The sequence below is a fragment of the Stenotrophomonas sp. AB1(2024) genome (genome assembly GCF_037482345.1).
Taxonomy (GTDB): Bacteria; Pseudomonadota; Gammaproteobacteria; order Xanthomonadales; family Xanthomonadaceae; genus Stenotrophomonas.
Genome location: NZ_JBBHKO020000001.1, coordinates 2,903,538 through 2,925,130 on the forward strand (window position 1 = coordinate 2,903,538; position 21,593 = coordinate 2,925,130).

18 protein-coding genes, 1 tRNA gene and 3 pseudogenes are annotated in these 21,593 nt (G+C 62.3%); 14 read left to right on the forward strand and 8 right to left on the reverse strand.

Annotated features, from left to right (window positions below; all coding sequences use genetic code 11):
* Positions 1–150 precede the first annotated feature (150 nt).
* The 13 genes and pseudogenes from WIX41_RS13125 to WIX41_RS13185 all read left to right on the forward strand — a co-directional run bounded on the left by WIX41_RS13125 (position 151) and on the right by WIX41_RS13185 (position 12,308).
* Entirely contained in the window at positions 151–1,947 is a 1,797-nt protein-coding gene (locus WIX41_RS13125) for an autotransporter outer membrane beta-barrel domain-containing protein (RefSeq protein ID WP_409187503.1), read from the forward strand.
* 142 nt (positions 1,948–2,089) lie between these two features.
* A tRNA-Gly gene (locus WIX41_RS13130) sits at positions 2,090–2,163 on the forward strand.
* 234 nt (positions 2,164–2,397) lie between these two features.
* The gene (locus WIX41_RS13135; RefSeq protein ID WP_214901655.1) at positions 2,398–3,063 is read left to right on the forward strand and encodes a response regulator; all 666 of its coding nucleotides are present in this window, start codon (positions 2,398–2,400) and stop codon (positions 3,061–3,063) included.
* Positions 3,060–4,442, forward strand: coding sequence for a sensor histidine kinase (locus tag WIX41_RS13140; protein WP_339448213.1), 1,383 nt, complete (start codon positions 3,060–3,062; stop codon positions 4,440–4,442). Before WIX41_RS13135 ends, WIX41_RS13140 begins: the two co-directional genes overlap by 4 nt.
* 65 nt (positions 4,443–4,507) lie before the next feature.
* Complete coding sequence (locus tag WIX41_RS13145) at positions 4,508–5,671, forward strand: aspartyl/asparaginyl beta-hydroxylase domain-containing protein (RefSeq protein WP_339448214.1); 1,164 nt, start codon at positions 4,508–4,510, stop codon at positions 5,669–5,671.
* A gap of 225 nt (positions 5,672–5,896) precedes the next feature.
* Entirely contained in the window at positions 5,897–6,697 is an 801-nt protein-coding gene (locus tag WIX41_RS13150; protein WP_339448215.1) for a MipA/OmpV family protein, read from the forward strand.
* A 3-nt stretch (positions 6,698–6,700) separates the two neighbouring features.
* A complete protein-coding gene (locus WIX41_RS13155; RefSeq protein ID WP_339448217.1) occupies positions 6,701–7,801 on the forward strand; it encodes an MlaA family lipoprotein in 1,101 nt (366 codons plus the stop codon).
* Positions 7,798–8,703 carry a 30S ribosomal protein S6--L-glutamate ligase gene (gene rimK / locus WIX41_RS13160; RefSeq protein WP_339448219.1) on the forward strand — a complete coding sequence of 302 codons (906 nt, stop codon included), beginning with the start codon at positions 7,798–7,800 and terminating at the stop codon, positions 8,701–8,703. Before WIX41_RS13155 ends, rimK begins: the two co-directional genes overlap by 4 nt.
* A 231-nt stretch (positions 8,704–8,934) precedes the next feature.
* Positions 8,935–9,408: a hypothetical protein gene (locus tag WIX41_RS13165; protein ID WP_339448221.1), complete on the forward strand. Its 474-nt coding sequence runs from the start codon at positions 8,935–8,937 to the stop codon at positions 9,406–9,408.
* A 130-nt stretch (positions 9,409–9,538) separates the two neighbouring features.
* Positions 9,539–10,216: a response regulator transcription factor gene (locus WIX41_RS13170; RefSeq protein WP_017356179.1), complete on the forward strand. Its 678-nt coding sequence runs from the start codon at positions 9,539–9,541 to the stop codon at positions 10,214–10,216.
* A gap of 4 nt (positions 10,217–10,220) precedes the next feature.
* Positions 10,221–11,546 carry a sensor histidine kinase gene (locus tag WIX41_RS13175; RefSeq protein WP_339448225.1) on the forward strand — a complete coding sequence of 442 codons (1,326 nt, stop codon included), beginning with the start codon at positions 10,221–10,223 and terminating at the stop codon, positions 11,544–11,546.
* Between the two features lie 145 nt (positions 11,547–11,691).
* A pseudogene (locus tag WIX41_RS13180) lies at positions 11,692–11,872 on the forward strand (transposase); the annotation flags it as partial.
* Positions 11,873–12,161: 289 nt separating this feature from the next.
* Complete coding sequence (locus tag WIX41_RS13185; RefSeq protein ID WP_339448226.1) at positions 12,162–12,308, forward strand: hypothetical protein; 147 nt, start codon at positions 12,162–12,164, stop codon at positions 12,306–12,308.
* A gap of 46 nt (positions 12,309–12,354) precedes the next feature.
* On the opposite strand, the gene WIX41_RS13190 is transcribed toward WIX41_RS13185, so the two are convergent.
* From WIX41_RS13190 to WIX41_RS13225, 8 genes and pseudogenes are all read right to left on the reverse strand, one after another.
* Positions 12,355–12,678, reverse strand: a complete 324-nt coding sequence (locus WIX41_RS13190) for a hypothetical protein (protein WP_339448227.1) — start codon at positions 12,676–12,678, stop codon at positions 12,355–12,357.
* A pseudogene (locus WIX41_RS13195) lies at positions 12,678–12,991 on the reverse strand (DUF1153 domain-containing protein). Before WIX41_RS13195 ends, WIX41_RS13190 begins: the two are co-directional and overlap by 1 nt.
* A 296-nt stretch (positions 12,992–13,287) precedes the next feature.
* Complete coding sequence (locus WIX41_RS13200) at positions 13,288–14,532, reverse strand: HlyD family secretion protein (protein ID WP_339448228.1); 1,245 nt, start codon at positions 14,530–14,532, stop codon at positions 13,288–13,290.
* Positions 14,529–16,637, reverse strand: a complete 2,109-nt coding sequence (locus tag WIX41_RS13205; protein WP_409187504.1) for a peptidase domain-containing ABC transporter — start codon at positions 16,635–16,637, stop codon at positions 14,529–14,531. Before WIX41_RS13205 ends, WIX41_RS13200 begins: the two co-directional genes overlap by 4 nt.
* A gap of 806 nt (positions 16,638–17,443) precedes the next feature.
* Positions 17,444–17,569 (reverse strand): annotated as a pseudogene (locus WIX41_RS13210) (IS3 family transposase); the annotation flags it as partial.
* 508 nt (positions 17,570–18,077) lie between these two features.
* Complete coding sequence (gene coaE / locus WIX41_RS13215; RefSeq protein WP_339448230.1) at positions 18,078–18,674, reverse strand: dephospho-CoA kinase; 597 nt, start codon at positions 18,672–18,674, stop codon at positions 18,078–18,080.
* Between the two features lie 10 nt (positions 18,675–18,684).
* Positions 18,685–19,548, reverse strand: coding sequence for a prepilin peptidase (locus WIX41_RS13220; RefSeq protein ID WP_339448231.1), 864 nt, complete (start codon positions 19,546–19,548; stop codon positions 18,685–18,687).
* Between the two features lie 6 nt (positions 19,549–19,554).
* Positions 19,555–20,811, reverse strand: coding sequence for a type II secretion system F family protein (locus WIX41_RS13225; protein ID WP_409187390.1), 1,257 nt, complete (start codon positions 20,809–20,811; stop codon positions 19,555–19,557).
* A gap of 355 nt (positions 20,812–21,166) precedes the next feature.
* On the opposite strand from WIX41_RS13225, the gene WIX41_RS13230 reads away from it, so the two are divergent.
* The gene (locus WIX41_RS13230) at positions 21,167–21,574 is read left to right on the forward strand and encodes a pilin (RefSeq protein ID WP_339448234.1); all 408 of its coding nucleotides are present in this window, start codon (positions 21,167–21,169) and stop codon (positions 21,572–21,574) included.
* Positions 21,575–21,593 lie beyond the last annotated feature (19 nt).

Consider the following 21,593-nt stretch of genomic DNA (forward strand, 5'->3'; position numbering starts at 1 on the left):
GCGCCCCTGGCCCCGGCCATGCCGCAGCGCAGCGTGATGTCGCCGGGGTGCAGTGGAACCATGGCACCGTGCGCCGGCGTACGTCGGCCGTCATCACCCCCAGAAAGGAGTTCTTCCATGCAGCTCAGCAAGCGTCCCCTGCGTTCCCTGATGGCCGTGGCCATCGCCCTGGCCGCCGTGCCGGCGATGGCGCAGTCGCCCTATTCGAAGACCGTCTTCATCGGCGACAGCCTGACCGACCAGGGTTACTTCCGCGCGCTGCTGCCGGCCTCCGTGCAGCCGGTGACCGGCCAGTTCACCACCAACCCCGGTTGGGTGTGGGCGCAGTACGTGGCCGACTACTACGGCACCAACGCCACCGCCAACGGCAATGGCCAGGGCGGTGACAACTACGCCATCGGTGGCGCCCGTGTTGGCGTGGATACCGACCAGACCCTGGCCCCGGGCACCCCGGCCGTTCCGGTCTACTCGCTCAAGACCCAGACCGCGCAGTACCTGGCCGCCAACGGCGGCAAGGCCGACGCCAACGCGCTGTACACCGTGTGGGGCGGCGCCAATGACCTGTTCGCCATCCAGGCCGGTGCACCGGTGCAGGCCACCCTGGGCGCGGCAGTGACCGACCAGGTCGGCATCGTGGGCACCCTCAAGGCGGCCGGCGCGCAGTACATCCTCGTGCCGACCCTGCCGGACATCGGCCTGACCCCGGCCGCACGTGCCGGCGGCGACGTCGGCATGGCACAGGGCACTGCGCTGGCCAAGGCCTACAACGATGCGCTGTTCGGTGGCCTGAAGGCGGCCGGCCTGCAGGTCATCCCGGTGGACACCTTCCACATCCTGCAGGAAATCGTCGCCAGCCCGGGCACCTACGGGTTCGTCAACGTCACCAGCCCGGCCTGCACCACGGCCTCCTCGCTGACCTGCAACCCGACCGCCTACGTCAACCCGAACGCGGCCAACAACTACGTGTTCGCCGACGGCGTGCACCCCACCACGGCCACCCACCAGATGCTGGGCCAGTACACGCTCTCCATCCTGGAAGCCCCGCGCAACCAGCAGATCCTGACCCACTCGGCGCAGACCGTGGGCCGTGCGCGCGCCGACCAGGTCAGCGGGCACCTGGATGGCCGACCGGCCGACGGCCTGAGCTGGTGGGGCGGCCTGCGTGGCGACATGCAGCGTTACGACCACGCCGACCTGTATGACGGCATGGCCCCGGCCGGCCTGTTCGGTATCGACTGGGCCCATGACGGCATGGTCGTCGGCGGCTTCGCCGGCTACGGCCGCATGGACGCCGACTTCGGCAACAGCAAGGGCGACTTCACCCAGTCCGACACCACCCTGGGCCTGTTCGCGGGCTGGTATGGCGAAAACGTGTGGGTCAACGGCCAGATCAGCTACAGCTGGCTGGACTATGACGTGACCCGCCGCGTGCAGCTGGGCCCGGCCGAACGCACCCACACCGGCTCCCCGGAAGGCAGCAACCTGACCGCCGCCCTGACCGCCGGTTACGAATTCGGCACCGAAGGCGGCTTCCGCCACGGTCCGGTGGCCGCGGTGATCTGGCAGCAGGTCAAGCTGGATGGCTACGTCGAATCCAATCCGAGTGCCACTGCGCTGGGCTACGCCAACCAGGACGCCGATTCCACCGTGGGTCGCGTGGGCTGGCAGGCCCGTTACGACGGCGGCAACATCAAGCCGTACGTGCAGGTCACCTACGACCACGAGTTCGAGAACGACAAGCAGGCCAGCGCCTGGCTGCAGACCATGCCGGAAGTGGGCACGTACAAGGTGCCGGGCCTGGAGTTCGACAAGAACTACGCCACCGCCGTGCTGGGCGCACGCATGAGCCTGTTCGGCCTGAACAGCAACATCGGCATGAGCACCACCGCGGCGCAGAAGCGCGCCCGCGACATCAGCCTGTTCGCTACGGTCAGCGGCAGCTTCTAAGCCTGAACCCCGGCGGTGCGCGGCAAATTGCCGTGCACCGGCCCGGTAGGGCACGACCGTTGGTCGTGCCGAAAGCAACGGGCGGCTCCACGCCGCCCGTTGCCTTTTTACCGCCCCGACGCATAAACTTGCCGGGCACCATGCGGGTGTAGCTCAATGGTAGAGCTGTAGCTTCCCAAGCTACTGACGAGGGTTCGATTCCCTTCACCCGCTCCATGTCTGGCGTCTTCCAGCAACGGGTTGGTGGTGCAGGGCTTCCTTTCGGCGTATATGCCCATTTCTTCGTCCCCAGTGACCCGCAGCCCTCCGTAGGCTTGCGTCACCTTGTGCGTCCCCGGCATCACCCTCCTGGCGATGACCATAGGTGCCTTAAAGAAAAACTAAACTGGATGGGCCATAGTTCCGGCGACCGGTGAAAAGGGCGTGTGGAAGGATGAGGGCGGACAGGCGATGAAACTGCTTCTCGTCGAAGATGACCTGATGCTGGGCGAGACCATCCGCGGCGGCGCGCGGCAGGGTGGCTGGCATGTGGACCTCGTGGGCGATGCTGCGGGCGCTCGCGCCGCGCTGGAAGATCATGTCTACGCGGCGGTCATGCTCGATATCGGACTTCCCGGTGACTCCGGGCTGGCCGTTCTACGCGGCATGCGCGCACGAGCTGATTCCACGCCCGTGCTGATCTTGACCGCCCGTGGCCAGCTGAGTGAGCGGATCGCTGGACTCGATGCAGGGGCCGACGACTACCTGGTCAAACCATTCCCGTTTGATGAGCTGTGGGCCCGTCTCCGCTCGGTCATCCGCCGCAGCCAAGGGCGGGTGGTGCCTGTGTTCACGTATGGGGACGTGCAGATCGATCGCAGCCGCCGGGTAGTGACGAAAGCAGGCGTCGATGTCGTGCTCAGTGCGCAGGAATTTCGAACGTTGGTTGCACTGGTCGAGCGCCCCGGGCACGTGGTCACACGCGACCGGTTGCATGACATTGTGTATGGCACCACCAGTAGCGTGGAAAGCAATACCATCGCCGTCTTCATCCACCAGTTGCGGCGCAAGCTGGGTGACGATCTGATCCGGACAGTCCATGGACTGGGCTACGTCGTGGGTCAGCCTACGGCATGAAATCCAGGTCCCTGAACGCGCAGTTCGTGCTGGTGATCATCGGGGTCACCGCGCTGTTCTGGATGATCGCCGTGGCGGTTGTGCTGACCAAATTGTCGCTCAACCGCACCAGCACCTGGGACGAGCGGCTGGCGGCAATCGCTACGCAGCTGCTGGTGACGATTCCCGCTGACGGCCACTTCGATTCGCGCACGGAGCCTTCGTTGACGTTGCCGCCTCGACTCGACCGCATCCGCGGTCCGCTTGCGTTCCAGGTCTGGGTGGATCGAAGCCGATTGCTGGCCAGTACACCCGGCGCGCCGCGAACCGCGTTGCGACCAGACTTCGTTGACGGTCCATTATCGACCCACGTTGAGAACAGGAATTGGCGCGTCTACTCTGCTTCTGACAGCACTGGGCGGGTGACCGTCCAGGTGGGCAACCTGCAGAGCGTGGTGGATGCAGATATGCGCCATAAGGCAATGGGCGAGGTCGTGCAGGCAACCCTGTTGCTGGTGATTGTCGGCATTACGATGTGGATAGTCACCCTCAGCGCCCTCAAGCCGGTGCGAGCGCTGGGGGAGGCGATGCGCCGCCGACCGCATTTCGACTTCACGCCACTACCGCTGGACGGACTGCCCAAGGAACTGAGCCCCCTGGTTGAATCGTTCAACCATGTGTTGCAGCAGCTCGACGAAGCCATCGAGGGAGAACGGCGCTTCATCGGCGATGCCGCCCACGAGCTTCGTACGCCCTTGTCAACCATGCAGGGGCAGGCCGAAATCGCACTGCGGGAGGATGACCCGAAAGAGAAGGATGAGGCCCTGAGGAAGCTGCTGACTGTTGCCCAGCACAGCACAAGGCTGTCTGAACAGCTGCTGGACCTGGCCCGCATCAACGCCGGTGCCAAGGCACCAAGGCGTGCCCCGGCGGACCTCAGTCAACTGGTGCAGCATGTCGCGCAGGAGTTTGAGGTGCATGCGAGCCAGAACGAGCGTTCGCTTTTCCTGAACCTGGCGTCATGCACCATCATGTGCGATATCGACGAGATTGGCATCCTGCTGCGCAACCTTCTGCACAATGCGATGCGCTATACCGCCGAAGGGGGGCATGTTCTGATCCGCTGCGGCAACGTGACCCCAGCGCAGGCGGGTGATCCGCCGGCGGTCTTCCTGGAGGTCGCCGACAATGGACCTGGTGTTCCTGCCGCGGACCGCGATGCGATCTTCGAGCGGTTCCATCGTGTCGCCAACACACCCGTGCGTGGCATCGGCATCGGCTTGTCGTTGGTAGCCGGCATCGTCGCATCGCATCGAGCTGTTATCCAGACAGGCACCGGCCTGGAAGGCCGTGGGCTGTTGGTGCGGGTGACGTTTCCCGCGCAGTTAACGCAATCCTAAAGAGCCTAACGAGCGCTTAAATCTGTCCGGCCACTATCTGGGCTGGCGAACCCATCGTGTTCGTCATGTTCGACGTTCTTTACAGGAACGCGTCAGCCCCCAGAGAGGAATACCGGAATGAAGCAGAGGCCGCCCGCAAATGCGCCGCGTACGGCGTGCGCGAAGGCTCCCAAGCCTACAGCGATTGCATGTACCCGCAGCAGAAGCGTCGAGACGGCAGACGGGGCCGAAACGGCCGGCAATCGAGGTTCAACATGAACCTTGCTTCCTTGATGCTCGCGATCATCCTGTTGCTCGCCTGTACGGCCGTTGCCTATGTCTACCGTTTCCGCGGCGTTGTGCGCTACACGCGATTCACCCAATACCTGCGCAAGAGCTGGCCGGTATTCGCGCCGTTCAACTGCCTGTTGTACATGGCTACCCACCGCAGCGCACGCCATGCCGTCATGGAGGCGGACTACCTGGAAGGTGTGTCCGCGCTGCGTCGCAACTGGCGGCGCATCCGGGGCGAAGCCCTTGCGTTGCATGAATCCGGTGCGTTCGAGGCCGCTTCGGCGCCTGGATCGGTCGGATTCCACGACCTGGGATTCCGTACCTTCCACAAACGAGGATGGAGGAAGTTCTACCTGAAGTGGTACGGGGAGCCGCATGGGTCGGCAGTGCGACTTTGCCCGGACACAGTGAAGTTGCTGAGCCGCGTTCCGGGCATCCGCGCTGCCATGTTCTCCGTGCTTCCGGCCGGTGCGGAACTGACGTTGCATTCGGACCCGTTGGCGTGCTCGTTGCGCTACCACATGGGGTTGCAAACGCCGGAGTCGGATGAATGCTACATCTGCGTGGATGGACAGCGGATGTCCTGGCGCAATGGGGTCGATTTCGTGTTCGACGAAACCTATCCGCATTTCGCGCGGAACGATTCCGATGCGCCCCGGCTGATCCTGATGTGCGACGTGGATCGGCCGATGAACCTGTTCGGGCGTTCGTTCAACCGGCTGTACTCGTTGCTGGCAAGGGCGATGGTGGTGCCGAACACGGACGAAGATCCCCAAGGGGTGGTTACCTGGTTGTTCGCCCGCGTGGCACCGCTCCGCACCTTGGGAGGACAACTGAGACAAGCGAACCGACCGGTCTATACGGCGCTGAAGGTGCTGCTGAACACCGCGCTGATGGCGCTTTTTCTGCTGCCAACCTATCTGGTTGTGGCGTTCTTCGCCAGGGTCATCCAATAGCGGACGAGATGGCTTGCATGAACGCCAGCCATCCGTCGCGTCCGCCGGGTCCATGAATTAAACAATTCCTAAAAAGGCTAAAGAGCGCCTAACCAGCGCGGCCCAGGATTCGTACCTGTCCGCACACCCAAGTGGGGACCTGCACCTCATGCATCGATCCGGTAGCGCCTCAACCAGGCGGTCCCTCGGATGCATCTCCCCCTGCTTCAAGGAAAGGAAACAACCATGCAGCAACCCTTTGAATCCCCTGCGCTGCGAGCCCCGTGGGGGCGCGCGCTGATGGCGGCCATCGTTCTGTCAGGATCGTGCGCGTTCACCACTTATGCCAAGGAGGCGCGCGCGGCGGAAACCATCCGCTCGAACTGGGGCATCGGCGCAGGGGTCATCGCCCTTGAAAAGCCTTATCGCGACTTCGACACCCAAACGCTCGCCATGCCGGTCATCAGCTACGAGAACAGGTGGATCAGCGCATCTGTTCCTACGTTCGATGTGAAACTCTACAACGGGGCGGCGCTATCTCTCCGGCTGCGTGCGCGTTATGCAGGCGATGGCTACGAGGCCGATGACTCGCCGATCCTGTCGGGCATGGATGAGCGCAAGGCCAGCCTGTGGGCGGGTGGTGCGATCGTGTGGAAGACACGTTTTGCCAATGTTACTGGCGAGTATCTGGCCGATGCGATGTCAGAGAGCAAGGGTACCCGGGCGCGGATCCAGGTGGATCGACGCTTTGCAGCTGGAAGGTTTGGCGTCACGCCGCGCGTCGCCGTGGAGCGTGTTGATGCGAAGTACATCAACTACTACTACGGGGTTCGCCTCTCCGAGGTCACCCCAACACGCCCATTTTATGAGGGCGAAGCGGCCACCAACGTACATGCGGGAGTGCGGGTGGACTACACGCCTGCGCGGCATCACATGGTGTTCCTCGATCTGGGGGCCATCCGCTTCGGCAGCCCAGTCGAGGCCAGCCCATTGGTCGACAAGCCGAACCAGACATCCCTGGGGCTTGGCTATGTCTACCGATTCTGAGCCATGAACAACACGTCCAGCGACGTGGCGCAGGCCAGCCCGCCAACAAGGGATACTCCGATGAGAGCTGTTCAATCCGTGGTGATGGCCGCCATCGTGCTGATGATCAGCGCATGCAGCGGTCACGCCATCAAATCGCAGCCGAAGACCTCCTCCCTTCCGGCGCAGTCGGCTTACACAGTGCCTGCGGCGTCTTCGGCAACGGCCGTTCCATCCGAACCGGTTCCCGGTCAGGGGGCCGAGCAGAAGCACGGGCCCGCAGTACCGGATGATCCCGGCAGCGGACGTGTCACCTCGGGCGATGCTGCGGGGGGCGCGCCTGCGGGAACGCAGGCAGTCGGCGCCGCTCCCATGCCGCCGGCCGATACGGCGGCGCAGGCCGAGCAGGATGCGCAGGAGTTGTATGGAGCACCTGTCATTCGCGATCCCTGGGAACGCTTCAACCGCAGGATGCATGGCTTCAACAGCGCGCTTGACCGGATGGTGCTTCATCCCATGGCCGTTGGCTACGACAAGGTGGTGCCGGATCCGGTGCAGTCGGGGGTGTCACGCTTTTTCGGCAATCTCCGCCTGCCGGCCACCGCCATCAACCAGGCGCTGCAGGGCCGACCAGGCCATGCCGGGCGGTCATTGGGCCGGTTTCTGGTGAACAGCACGGTAGGCATTGCTGGCGTGTTCGATCCGGCAACGCCGCTGGGGATGACCCGACCTGAGGGTGAGGATTTCGGGCAGACGCTCGCCTCCTGGGGGTGGCGCGATTCGCGTTACCTGGTGATGCCGCTGCTCGGCCCCCGGACGGTGCGCGACACGATCGCCATTGTTGGCGATGAGCCGATGTCTCCGCTTGGCTATGTTGACAATGCGGGTGTCGTGGACAAGCTGATGGCGTTGCAGATGGTGGAGGGACGCGCGCGCTTGCTGCCGATGGACCCGATTCGCGAGGATGCGCTCGATGACTATGCCTTCGTGCGTGATGCCTGGGCGCAGCGGCGACAGCGCCAGATCAACCAGAACCTGCCCGCGAGGCGGCCGTCATTCCCGTCATCCACGCGGTACAGGTCACGCGCTATGCTGCGCGCTTTCCCATCCTCCATGCCGCGATGAAACTGGCCATCCTTTCCCGCAACAGCAAGCTGTACTCCACGCGGCGGCTGGTGGACGCGGCCCGTTCGCGCGGGCATACCGTGCGCGTGCTCGACCCGCTGCGCTGCTACATGCGCATTGCCGCCGACGGCTTCACCATGCACTACAAGGGCCGGCCGATCACCGGGGTGGATGCGGTGATTCCGCGCATCGGTGCCTCGGTCACCCGCTATGGCACCGCCGTGCTGCGCCAGTTCGAAATGATGGGCGCCTGTACCCCCAACCCCTCCGATGCCATCCTGCGCGCGCGCGACAAGCTGCGCGCGCACCAGATCCTGGCCTCCAAGGGCATCGACATGCCGGTGACGGTGTTCGGCGACAACCCCGACGACACCGTGGACCTGCTGTCCATGCTGGGCCCGCCGCCGCATGTGGTGAAGCTCAACGAGGGTACCCAGGGGCGCGGGGTGATCCTGACCGAAAAGGCCAGCGCCTCGCGCGGCATCGTCGAGGCCCTGCGCGGGCTGTATGCCAACTTCCTGATGCAGGAATTCATTGGCGAGGCCCAGGGCGCCGACCTGCGCTGCCTGGTGGTGGGTGACCACGTGGTGGCCGCCATGCAGCGCCAGGCCCCGGAGGGCGACTTCCGCTCCAACCTGCATGCCGGCGGCAGCGCCCGGGTGGCCAAGGCCAGCCGGGCCGAACAGCAGGTGGCGGTGCGCTCGGCCAAGGCGCTGGGGCTGGGGGTTGCCGGGGTGGACCTGATCCGGTCCAGCCGGGGCCCGCTGGTGCTTGAGGTCAACTCCACCCCCGGCCTGGAAGGGATTGAGGGGATCAGCCAGGACGATCTGGCCGGGCGCATCATCGACCATGTGGCGGGGCAGGTGGCGCTGATAAAAAAGTCTTCAAAATCAAAAGCTTGATTATTAATTGGCGCAGGCGGGGCGGTTTTAACACCGGTTTAATCGCCCCCGGCGTAGGCTTCGACGAACCGCAGCTCTGCCCTCCTCAGCAGACAACGGTAATCGGGAATGACTTCAGGCCCGGGTGGGCAGCCACCCGGGCCTTTTTATGCCGTGCCGGAGGTAACGTTGTTTCGGCCGCGACGGACTCGTAAAGTGGGCGTTCGTTCATGGAAGGATGGGGTGAGGGAGATGTACCGTATTGGTTCGATCGCATTGATGTTGGTATTGGTGGCCTCCGTTCAGGCGCAGGCTAAACCTGGCAAGGATGCCGTACAGATGGGGGGCGCAAAGCCCGTCTCTGAGCAGATCCGGGACGTTGAGCTGGCCATGGCCAGTGAGCAGTACAGTGAGCTGACCTTGGAGAACAGAAGCGCTGTCCAGGCCTCGCTCAAGCAGATCCAGGCACAGATGGGCGACTACGAACGCGTTGACCAGATCGCGCCCCAGAAGCAGGTCGCGATCTTCAATGAGCAGGAGAAAATCAACACGATCCTGACCCGCAGTCATGCGGACAGTCGCCTGATCTGCCGCCGCGAAAAGACAGTGGGCAGCAATTTCCCGAAGAACGTGTGCATGACCGTAGCCCAGCGCCGCCAGGCTGAAGATGCAGCCCGCACCAACATGCGCGACGCGAAACGCTCGCAGTTGATCCCGCTGGACTGACCGCGTCTTCACGCCCTGGGACCGGTACGAAATGTTAAGACGGGAACCTGTATCGTTCATTGGCTGACCATGGCCCCCTCGCGCCACAGCGGGCGAGGGGGCAATGACTTAATCCGAACCCGAGGTTCCAGTGCGCATTCTTGTAATTGAAGACAACAGCGACATCGCCGCCAACCTGGGCGATTACCTTGAAGACCGCGGCCACACCGTGGACTTCGCCGCCGACGGCGTGACCGGCCTGCACCTGGCGGTTGTGCACGAGTTCGACGCGATCGTGCTGGATCTCAATCTGCCGGGCATGGATGGGATCGAGGTCTGCCGCAAGCTTCGCAACGAAGCGCGCAAGCAGACCCCGGTGCTCATGCTGACCGCACGGGATTCGCTGGACAACAAACTGGCCGGGTTCGATTCCGGTGCCGACGACTACCTGATCAAGCCGTTCGCGCTGCAGGAAGTGGAGGTCCGTCTGAACGCCCTGTCGCGCCGCGGCAAGGGCGTGCAGACCCGGGTGCTGGAAACCGGCGACCTGGAATACAACCTGGATACCCTGGAGGTTCGCCGCCAAGGCAAGCTGCTGCAGCTCAACCCCACTGCGCTGAAGATCCTGCAGGCGCTGATGGAAGCCGCCCCGGCGGTGGTGACCCGCCAGGAGCTGGAAACCCGCGTGTGGGGCGAAGAACTGCCCGATTCGGATTCGCTGCGCGTGCACATCCACGGCCTGCGTGCCGTGGTGGACAAGCCGTTCGAGGTGCCGTTGATCCAGACCCGCCATGGTATCGGGTACCGCATCGCCGCCCCGGAAGCCTGATCCGGTGACGGGCAGGGGGGAGCGCCGCCGGGGCCCCTATCGGCGCCGGCTGCGCAGCCGCATCATCGTGTCCTTCGTGCTGTTAGGCTTCTGCCTGACCACGCTGTTCGCGTTCGCCACGAACTGGACCCGCGCGCGCGTGGAGAACCAGCTCGTTGAAGACGTGATGAATCGTAATATCGATGAATTAGCACGCCGGTTCTACGAGAGTCCAGGGCGCAATCCCGCTATTCCCATGCAGCAGATCCGTGCATTCGCCTATCCCAGCGAGAAGTTCGACCGTGTGCGCGAAGAGTGGCCAGAGTGGGCGGCCCTTGCCACGGGCAACTACCAGCTAACTGGCGTGGACGAGCGTCACAAGCCGTTCTCGTACAAGCTTGCCGTCCGGAAAGCCCCTGATGCGTGGTTCTTCCTCGCCTACGATATGACCGAAAGTCTGCGCGGCGAAGGGCAGCTCAATCGCGCGCTGTTCTTCTCCGTGCTGTTGTTCAGTGGGTTGTCGCTGCTGCTTGGGTGGTGGTCGGCTTCCAAGGTCATGAAACCTGTTTCGGACCTGGCCGCGCGGCTGCGCGCTTACCGGGGGGGCAACGGCGATCCCGAGCCACTGGCACCGCGTTTCCCCGACGACGAGGTCGGGCAGCTGGCCCAGGCCCTGGATGATTATTCTGCGCGGTTGACCGAAGTAGTCCAGCGCGACCGCGAATTCAATGCCGATGTCAGCCACGAACTTCGTACCCCGCTGGCCGTCATCCGTGGCGCCACCGAACTGCTGCTGACCCGCCCAGACCTGGATCCGAAGGTGCTGCAGCGCCTACAGCGCATCCAGCGTGCCGAACAGCAGTGCACCGACCTGATCGGCTCGCTGCTGCTGCTGTCGCGCAACGAGCGCGGGCAGGGCAGCAGCAATGTCGCGCGGGTGGCCGAGCAGCTGTTGGATTCACACCGCGCGCAGCTGGGCGGCAAGCCGCTGGAGCTGGTGCTGGAGGGCGATCGAGAGTTGGTCATCGATGCGCCAGAATCGGCCTTGTCGGTGGCTCTGGGCAACCTGATCGGCAACGCGGTGAAATACTCGCAGGAAGGTTCGGTACGGGTGCTGGTCACCGACAACCGGGTCGAAGTCATCGACAGTGGCCCAGGCCTGAGTGAGGAGGACGCCGCCAAGCTGTTCCAGCGCGGCTACCGCGGCACCCACGCCGGCCATTCGCAGGGCGGCGGCATCGGCCTGTCGATCGTCAGCCGCCTTTGCGACCTGTACGGTTGGCAGGTGAATGTTCGCCCGGGCGAAGCGCGTGGTGTTGTGGCAACCCTTACCTTCTCCCCAGCGGGTTGACGGGGCGGCGTTCTTTACCCCCACGCTCGCATGAACCAACGTAAAGCCACGTTATTGAACGAAGATCTTTCCTGCAGGTTAACGGGTTCTACCCCGTTATCGCGGACACTTACAAGAAGGCCGATCGAGGCCCTGAGGAGTGTTCATGTCCAAGCGTAGGAAGGTTCAGTGTCGAGTTCAAGCGTGGTGCGGTTGAGCAGGCCAGCCAGCCCGGCGTCAGCTGTGCCTAGGGGGCCCGTGAACTGGGTATCCGCGATACCCTTCTGACCCGCTGGAAGCGGGAGGCGCAGAGCCAGGGAGCGGGAATTCTGAGCTCAGGGCGAACTGTTCAGAACATCCCTAATCACTTCGACCAAAGCTAGGCGACAGTCGGCGGGTTGGACCTGGTCAGGCTAAGCGGCTGCCGACCGCTCGGCGCATGCAATCTGTCTGGGACTGGCTGCTGTAGGAAAGGAGTGCTGTTAGCGTCAATTGAATATATCAAGCTCGCAGGTAATAGGCTTGGCACTTTTGATGAGCCATCGCCTATGACCATTGACGCGTGAGGAGTGCCCATGGTCAACTCGATTCGGCGCATAGAAGTGCGTCATCCACGTCAATAAGAGGACTGCACCAATGAAAGAATTGACCGCCAAAGAAGTTCAGGCTGTCTCGGGTGGTACGAGTAAGAACGTCACCTCCACCTTCAATCCGTTCAAGCCTGGCGCTACCGTTGCTGGCAATCCCGGAACTGTTGCGCACGTTCACTGGGTAGTTAAGTAACGAATCGTCGCCCGCTCATTATTTTTGATGAGCGGGCATGTCAATCCTAGTCCTGGTTTTGGCGGCGATAGTGCTGTCTGAAAGCGTCGCCTTGATCCCCGCGCTTGCGCACCTGCCAGCCCTTGAGCTGGAAGATCCGCTGGACGGCGTTCTTGTTCATGCCAAGCAACGCAGCCACCGTGGGGTAGCCAAACGACGGCTCAGCCTCGATCATCTCCTTGATCGGCTCGGCAAGCTCCGCTTTGACCTTTGCTGGCGACCGGGTCGGCTTGTAGTAAGTCGTCCGCCGCGCCACGCCAAACCACTGGCACAGCTTGATCATCGGTACCACTACACCTTCGTCCTTCAGGCCCTGCTGGACCGAGAGCATCAGCTCTCGTCCTTTCCCAGCAGGGACGCCAGCTTTTTTCGGGCGCGGATCTCCAGCGTGGCCTCGCCGTAGGCTTCCTGCAGGTCTTTGAGCTGGCGCTCATATGCTCGCGCACGTCCTCGGGCTTGGCACGCAGCGCGTTCTCCATGCCGCGCTTGCCGTCTTCAACCCAGCACTCGATCTCGGCCGGCGTCAGGTCGAACTGGCGGCTGGCCGCAGCCACGGTGGTCTTGCCCTGGATGATCTCAAGGACCAGTGCCGACTTGCGCCGGGCCGTCCAACGCTTGATCTCTTCTTCCATCACTTCGCTCATCGGTGTCTCCTCGGGGAAAGTAACACCTGAGCAGGAAATCAGTGGGTCATTGCAAGGACTCCAAAAACTTCAAAAAATCCGTGTCGAACTCACTCACCATCCATTCTCAGGAGTCCGGCGCGCATCATCTTGAAGGTTGCTGCGACCAGGAACGCGTTCAACCTGACCGACGCTGGCGCTGATAGCGTCGGCTTACGTATCTATCACTCCTTCCATTCAAGAAACCAGCACCTCGCCTACGACCTGCGTCCGGAATGAATTGAAGATTCCGCTCAGGTGGGTTGAAGTCGGTTGAGTCAACTCCCGATCTTCCCCGTCAGTGAATAAAGAGGCTCGAGAATCCACTCATAGAGACGACGCCGTTCTCCCATGATGTCTGCGTCGACGGCCATTCCCGGCCTCAACGGCTCGGCAACGCCATAGGCCAGAACCGATTGGCGATTCAGCGAGACCAGAACACGATAGAGAGGCTCTACCGCCTGCTGCTGATTCGACTGTGCTGGAACTGCGCTGCGCGATACCCGGATTACTCTGCCTTCGTGACTGCCAAACTTCTGGTAGGGGTATGCCCTGTAGCGAAGCAGTACACGATCGCCAGGCTTGACGAATCCGATGGCGGCGCTCGGTACCAGCAGTTGAGCACGCAACGCGGCGCCTTCCGGCAGGAGGCTCAGAATGGGCTGACCGGCTTGCACTGCCTGGCCAACTTCAACCAAACGGCTCGCCACCAGGCCTGCAACGGGCGCCGTCATCAGCATCTCTCCATTCGCCTCAACCTGCACGGTCTCATCGGCTAGTGCCGCAAGGTCGCGTGCGGAGGTAGCCTGTGCCGAACGCCGCTGCTGCGGAATCTCCGCCAGGGTCTGGTCAAGCTGCGCAAGATTGCGCCGGATGGAGGTGGCTTGCCGCTGCAACGACTGCTGGGCGTTGAGCAGATCAAGCATCGCCTGCTCCTGCTGGTTCAGCTGAACCAGGCTGACATAGCGCTGATCGGAAACCTGGCGGTATCGCTCAACAGTTTCCCGCCCGATTCTTACCTGTTCGCCCCGAGTCTTGATCTCCGCCTCGATCTGGCTCAGCTCGCGGCGCATGGCGTTTCGCTGCTTCTCAACGCCCTGCTGTTGAATGGCAAACTGCTCATCCTGGGAGTCGCGCACCGAGCCCAGGCTCTGCAGGCGCTTGTCCAGTCCTTCGCGCAGCACCTTAAGCGCGTCGTCGCCGGCCGCCGTCACCCGCGGAACATTGATCAGCACCATTGGCTGCTTCTGCCCGACCCGATCGCCTTCATCCACTTCCAACGCAGCAACCACTCCCGCTGAGGGCGCCACAACGGTGGACAACCCCAGATCGGGCACGAGCTCTCCGGAAACGCGTGAGCGGCGGGTGTAGTCACCAAAGACAATGAAGCAGACGACCAAGGCAGCAGCGAGCGCGCCGAAGCATGCCAACACCCAGAGCCGGACAGGCTGCGAAAGTGAAATGCTTCCCAGCCAGCTGCCTCGCTTCTCCTCAATTACTTCGCGGCGGAACAGCCCGCTCATGCCGCCACGACCTCGCCTAGGGTTTCGCGCCCAAGGGCTGGGGGCCGCATCTCCTGCACGATTGCGCCACCGTGCATGACCAGAACCCGGTCAGCACTGGCAATGGTTTCTGGACGGTGTGCAATGATCACGCGTGTAAGGTCCAGCTTCCGCACTGCATCGCTGACCAGTTTCTCGCATTCCACGTCCAAATGACTTGTCGCCTCGTCCAGGAACAGGAGCGCCGGCTGCCGATACAATGCGCGCGCCAGGATCACGCGCTGCTTCTGTCCGCCGGACAGCGTAGTGCCCATGTCGCCTATGAGGCTGCTGTAGCCCATCGGCATTGCGGAGATGTCGCGATGAACCGCTGCAAGTTCAGCCGCGATTCGGACCCGTTCATCATCAACGCCGTCGTCCTCGAACGATATGTTGCCGCTGATGCTGCCGGCAAAGAGCTGATCGTCCTGCATGACCGCTCCAACCAGCTTCCGGTAGCTCTCCACACCCACCTTCGCCAAGGGCACGCCGCCGAGGCGGACCTCGCCTTCCGTGGGGACCAACAGGCCGAGCAGCAGCTTTACCAGGGTCGTCTTTCCGCAGCCGGAGGATCCGACAACCGCCACCGACTCGCCGGGCTCTACCGCCAACGAGAGATTGCGTATCACCCATGGCTCGTCGGGCGCATAGCGGAAGCTCAAGTTGTCAACTTCAAGACGCATGCTGGCTGGCTGTACCGTTGAAGTACCGGAATCCAGCTTCTCAGGTTCAGTCAGTACAATATCCGAAAGCCTTTCGCAGTGAAGCCGCAGCATGCGGAACTCCATCCACTTGTCGATCAGGCCCGCCATGCGTTGTGCAAACTGGTCCTTGTAGGCGAGATAGGCGATCAACATGCCTACGGAGAAGATGCTCTGCATCGCCAGAATCGCGCCAATCCAGACTACGGCGATGCGCTCCACACCGAAGATCAGCTGGTTGGTTCCGCTGAAGACCACGCCGAACCGTGCGAGCGTGACCTCCCGATTGACTGTGTCATTCAGTAGATTGAAATATCCGGATCGCCTCAGGGACTCTCGACCCGCCACTTTGATCGATTGCGCTCCACGTATGGATTCAAGCAGATGGCTTTGCTGATGCGCTGCGGCTATCAACTGCTGCTCGGTGCCACTGCGCAGGGGCCGAAAGGCGAGGATTCGGCCGGCGGTGTAAAGGACAACCGCCAGCAGAGTGATCATGGCAAGCTTCCAGCTGTACAGGAGCATCATCGCTAGCGTCACCACTGCCATGAGGCCATCGATGAGCGCCTCCATGAAGCTGGTGGTCAGTGTGTGCTGTATGGCCTGGACGCTGCCCATTCGCGACGTGATATCACCCAGATGGCGCTTCTCGTAGAAGTCCAGCGGCAGCTTGAGCAAGTGACTGAAGACATTTCCGGTCCACTGCAGACCCAGTCGACTTGATAGGTGGATCACTGCCCAGCCTCGCAGGAATCCGATGGATACCTGTAACAGCAGTGCAAGAAGGAATCCAACGCCGAGCACCGTGAGGAGATCCCGGTCAGCAGCGATCAAGACGTGGTCGACGATCCACTGCATGAAGAACGGTGCCAGAAGCACAAAGACCTGAAGCGCAAGGGAAAGGACGAGGATCAGCGCAATGGCACGCCATAGGCCTGTAATTCTTCCCGTCAGTTGGGACAGGCTGACTGCCGGCGCAGGTGCCGCTTGGGCGAATTCCGTACTTGGTGTGAGCTCCAGCGCAATGCCGGTGAAGTGGCGCGAGAACTCTCCTATTGGCATGGTGCGCTTCCCGCATGCGGGATCGAGAACCGTCAGTCCGCGTTTTCCCACGCGTGCGAGGACCACGAAGTGATTGAGATCCCAATGCAGGATGCAGGGCAGCTGCAGTTCGCCCACGTGCTCGAGCTCAAGCCGCAGTGGGCGGCTCATCAGGTGCATCTTCTCTGCAATGCCGATGATCTGGGCCAGGGAGGCACCCTTGAGTGACAGGGAGTGACGCCGCCGAAGTTCGCGGAGACCCACGCGATTTCCGTGAGCCGAGGCAACCATTGCCAGGCAAGCCAAGCCGCATTCGGCGGCCTCCGACTGCACTATTACTTCCATTCGCACTCCTGCCACAATCTCTCCACGATTCAGTACACTGCGGACCCGATCGGCGCCACTATATTGCGTATGGCTCGCGTCAGTGTAGATGCCAGCACCACCAACCTCTGCGACTTCACGAATGTTCAGCTCGCGCATCTCTCTAACTTCCACATTGAATAGTGGCTAGTTCCGCAGACCAAATCTCGACCCATCAACATTAGGTGTCAATCAGCCATTGCGACAGCCACTGTCGCCCTATCTGAGAGAGATAGGCAGGCGAAGTCTCGATTGTCGCAACTGGCCTATTGTGCGCGCGAACAGAAGGGAGCATCTAAAAACCTCCGTGATGCTGGCATCATGGTGATCTGAAGCCGCTGGTACGATTGATGATGAGCCTGTTGCCCGCGAAGAACGCGAAACCAAGCGCCAGAGCCTGAGCGATCCGCTGGCGCTACTGAGCCAGGACATCGATTTTGCGGCGACTGCAGCGGCGGCGGATACCAAGCTGATGATCTTGTCCTCATTTTACGGACACCCGGTTAAGTGATTACGTATCACGACCAAGAGGTGTCGAGCATGACCAGGAAGAAGACGGCCACCAAGGCCACCCGCCAGCAGTACAGCACCGAGTTCAAGCAGTAGGCCCTTCAACGCGCTCAGCGCGATGGCGTGGCGCAAGCCGCGCATACAGGTGCAGCAGCTGTATGCCTGGCGCGCGAAGGCGCAGCAGAACGATGCCGTCAGCGAGGAATAGCGAATCCGTGGTTCCGCGGCAGGATCAATTAATGCAATGGTTTGCAAACGCTGCTCTTTCTCATTCACGTCAGCGCCGTACTGCTGCCTTGGATGCCGTGCCGATCCTGAGCCTGACGATAGGTCAGCTCCCCGCTCGACCTGATCGATCACCGGTAACTTGAAGGCCAGAGAAAAATCCACTGGCCGCGCCTGATTGTTGAATCAGTTGAACGTTGTGTCAACGCATTTCAGGACTGGTCAACCCTTTGAATTGGGTGGTCGGATGCGACCATCGTCCCGGCAATCCTTTATATGGCGCTAGGTGCAGGCCCGCCATTTAGAAGACCTGCAACACAGCTCGTTACATCTTCACGTAACGGACGTAAGGGATTGTGGAGCCTGCCGGCAGCGGGCCAGGGCCGAATGGATTCCCTCCGCGTGTCTGGGTGGTTCCAGGTTGCACTGTCAGGCGCTCAGCTCCGCCAGAAACAGCCTGCACTTCTTTAACAGTCAGTTCTTTCATAATTCTTCCTTAGTATTTGTGATAACTACCCGGCGCCGATGTTGGTGGCGGCGCTGAGGCAACTATTACTTCAAGCGATCTTTTAGGTCAAGGCAATCTAGAGCTTTTTCGGCCATAAGATGCGGTGAGCGATAGACACGCAACCTTTGCTATTGGTCATTAGCGACTAGTGCGCGGGCCCTTGGGTTTACGGAGGGACATCACCGATATGCCCGATCCAGCCGTTCCACCTCGGCCTGCAGATGGTCCGGGTGCCCGTCATTGACCACCACGTCGTCGGCCAACGCCAGACGTTCCTCCCGGCTGGCCTGGGACGCAATCATCCGGTCGGCCAGCTCGGCAGTGATGCCGTCGCGCTGCATCAGCCGCGCATGCTGCACCGCCACCGGCGCATCCACCACCAATACCCGGTCCAGCCACGGGTAGCGCTGGCGGCCGCCGGCCTCGGTCAACAACGGAATTGCCGCAATGGCATATGGGCCGGGTGCCTGTTCGCAGGTCTGCCGCAGCAACGCACGAATGGCGGGGTGGGTGATCGCTTCCAGCGCCTGCCGCTCCTGGGCCGAGGCAAAGATGCGCTCGCGCAACGCAGCCCGGTCCAGCTGGCCATCAGCCAGCAGGATGCCGGAACCAAAGTGCGCCACGATCCGCGCCAGCCCCTCGCTGCCGGGCGCGACCACCACACGGGCGGCCAGGTCGGCGTCGGCCACGGTAATCCCCAGCGCCTCGAAGCGGCGGGTCACCTCGCTCTTGCCGGCGGCTACACCGCCGGTCAATCCAATCACGAACTGGCTCATCGGCGTGCCCTCAGCGCAGGCCGGACATTCTCAGGTAGGCCTCGATCAGCGGCTCGCCCCACATGAACACGATCCAGCCGGCTACGGCCAGGTAGGGCCCAAACGGGATGGGCGTGGCACGGTCGCGGCCCCGCGAGTACAGCCAGATCGAACCAATGATCGCGCCCACGACCGACGACAGCAGGATGATCGGCAGGATGCCCTTCAACCCACACCAGGCGCCGAGCGCGGCCAGCAGCTTGAAATCGCCGTGGCCAATGCCTTCCTTGCCGGTGATCTGCTTGAACAGCCACCACACCGACCACAGCAGCAGGTAGCCGGCAATGGCACCCAGCAGGGCGGGCTTGGCTGGCATGTACAGGTTGTCGATGCTGCCTATCAGGCCCAGCCACATCAGCGGCAGGGTGAGCTGGTCAGGCAACAACTGGGTGCGCAGATCAATGCCGGACAGCGCCACCAGGAAACAGCTCAGCACGATAGCGCCGAAGCCCTGCCAGCCGAACCCGAACTGCCAGACGCCGGCGACCACCAGCAGTGACGTGATCAGCTCCACCAACGGGTACTGGATCGAGATCGGCGCATGGCAGTGGCGGCACTTGCCACGCAGGGCCAGCCAGCTGAACAGCGGGATGTTCTCGTACCAGGACAGCTTGTGCTTGCAGTGCGGGCAGTGCGACGGCTCGACCACGATCCCGGGCGGGGGTGGCTCATAGATGTCCGGAAGCTCGAGCACCTCGCGGGCGTCGCGCTTCCACTGCCACTCCAGCCGCTTGGGCAGGCGCAGGATCACCACATTGAGGAAGCTGCCAATCAGCAACCCCAGTGCGGCCGCGGCGGGATAGCCGAGGCCGGGATGCTGGTCGAGAAATGCCATGTGTCGTTAGACCACCGAAGCCAGTTTGAAGATGGGCAGGTACATGCCGATGACCATGCCGCCGACAATGGTACCAATGAATACCATGATCATCGGCTCCAGCAGGCTGCTCAGTGCGTCCACGGCATTGTTGACTTCCTGCTCGTAATACTCGGCGACCTTGAACAGCATGGCATCCAAGGCGCCGGCCTCTTCGCCGATGGCGGTCATCTGAATGACCATGTGCGGGAACAGGTTGATCTGCTTCATCGCCATGTTGACGGGGTAACCGACCGACACGTCGTCACGCATGCGCAGGACGCCCTCTTCGTAGACCTTGTTACCGGTGGCGCCGGCAACGATGCCCAGGGCCTCCACCAGTGGCACACCAGCCTTGAACGTCACTGCCGTGGTACGCGCGAAGCGGGCAATCGAGCTGTTGTGCATGATCTGGCCGATTACCGGCACCTTCAGGATCGTTCGATCCATGGCGTGCTGCATGGATGGCGAACGCTTGTAGGCGAAGATGAAGCCGCCAATTGCGCCCCCGGCGATGAGCACTATGAGCCACCACCACGACACCATAAACCTGGACAGGTTCACGATCATTTGGGTGAATGCAGGCAGTTCGGCGCCGAAGCTTTTGAACACGTCTTCGAACTGGGGTACCACCCAGACCAGCAGAATGCCGCTGACCAGGACGGCCACTGCCATCACCATGGCCGGGTAGAACAGGGCCTTCTTGATCTTGCCCTTCAGCGCCTCGATGTTCTCCTTATAGGTAGCCACCGTGTCCAGCACCGTTTCCAGCACACCGGCACCTTCGCCGGCGCGGACCAGGTTGCGGTAGAGCTCATCGAACTGGACCGGGTGCTTGCACACCGCCTCATATAGCGACGAGCCCCCCTCGATGTCGGTGCGGACGCTGTCCACCATCTTCTTCATGCGCGGGTTTTTGTGCCCGCTGCCGATGATCTCAAGCGCCGACACGATCGGGACGCCCGATTTCATCATCGTCGCCATCTGGCGGCTGAAGAAGGCGATGTCCTTGGCGCTGATGGCGCTGCCTGCCGCCCCGAACAATGGTTTGGGCTTGGGCTTGACCACATTGGGCGTAATGCCCTGGCGGCGCAGCTCGGCCCTAAGCAGGTTGGCGTTCTTGGCGGGCTGTTCGCCCTTCATCTTGATGCCCCGCTTGTCGGTCCCCTCCCAGACAAACGGCTGCAATTCCATGGTGCTACGCGCCACGGGCTCTTTCTTGACGGCACTACGGCTCACAGACATACAGGCTCCCCAGCCACGCCATCCCCAGGCGGGCTTCTGGGCCGAATGGTAGCCGGTTCCGGGCCGTCATGGCATCCCTCCCTGACGGCAATCCGTGACCGGGGTCCAAGACCGCACCCGTCATAAGGTGACGCAATGCGTCACAATGCTGGTTGTGTCGCAAATTGCCGTGAGGGGGGTTCCAATCCTGAAGATTGCTGCCATGATTGCGCCGGGGAATGCTGGGGAGCATTGCTGAGAAGTTGGCACGCAACCTGCTTTCAACCACCCGCACGGGCGATTGCCATGCTCAGCCGGTCTACCGGCCAGGCTCGACCCAGTGTTCATTTTCAAACCACCTCTAGGGGATGTACTCATGAAGAAGCAGCAGGGCTTTACCCTCATCGAACTGATGATCGTTGTCGCGATCATCGCCATCCTGGCCGCCATCGCCATTCCGGCTTACCAGGACTACGTGGTCCGCTCGCAGGGTGCCTCGGCTCTGGCCGAAATCACCCCGGGCAAGGTCGGCTTCGAGCAGGCTATCAACGAAGGCAAGGAACCGTCGACCGATAAGGACGCCGCTGGCTTCATCGGCGTTGCCCCGGCTACCTCCTACTGCGATGTCGTTGTGACTGCTGACGCCATCACCTGCACCACCAAGGGCGGCAACGCCACCAAGTTCGACAAGAACACCGTCGTGTGGACCCGTGACGCTGACGAGGGCACCTGGGCTTGCACCTCGAGCCTGGCCGACAAGTACAAGCCGGGCAAGTGCACCTAATAGCGTGCTGATTGTCTGA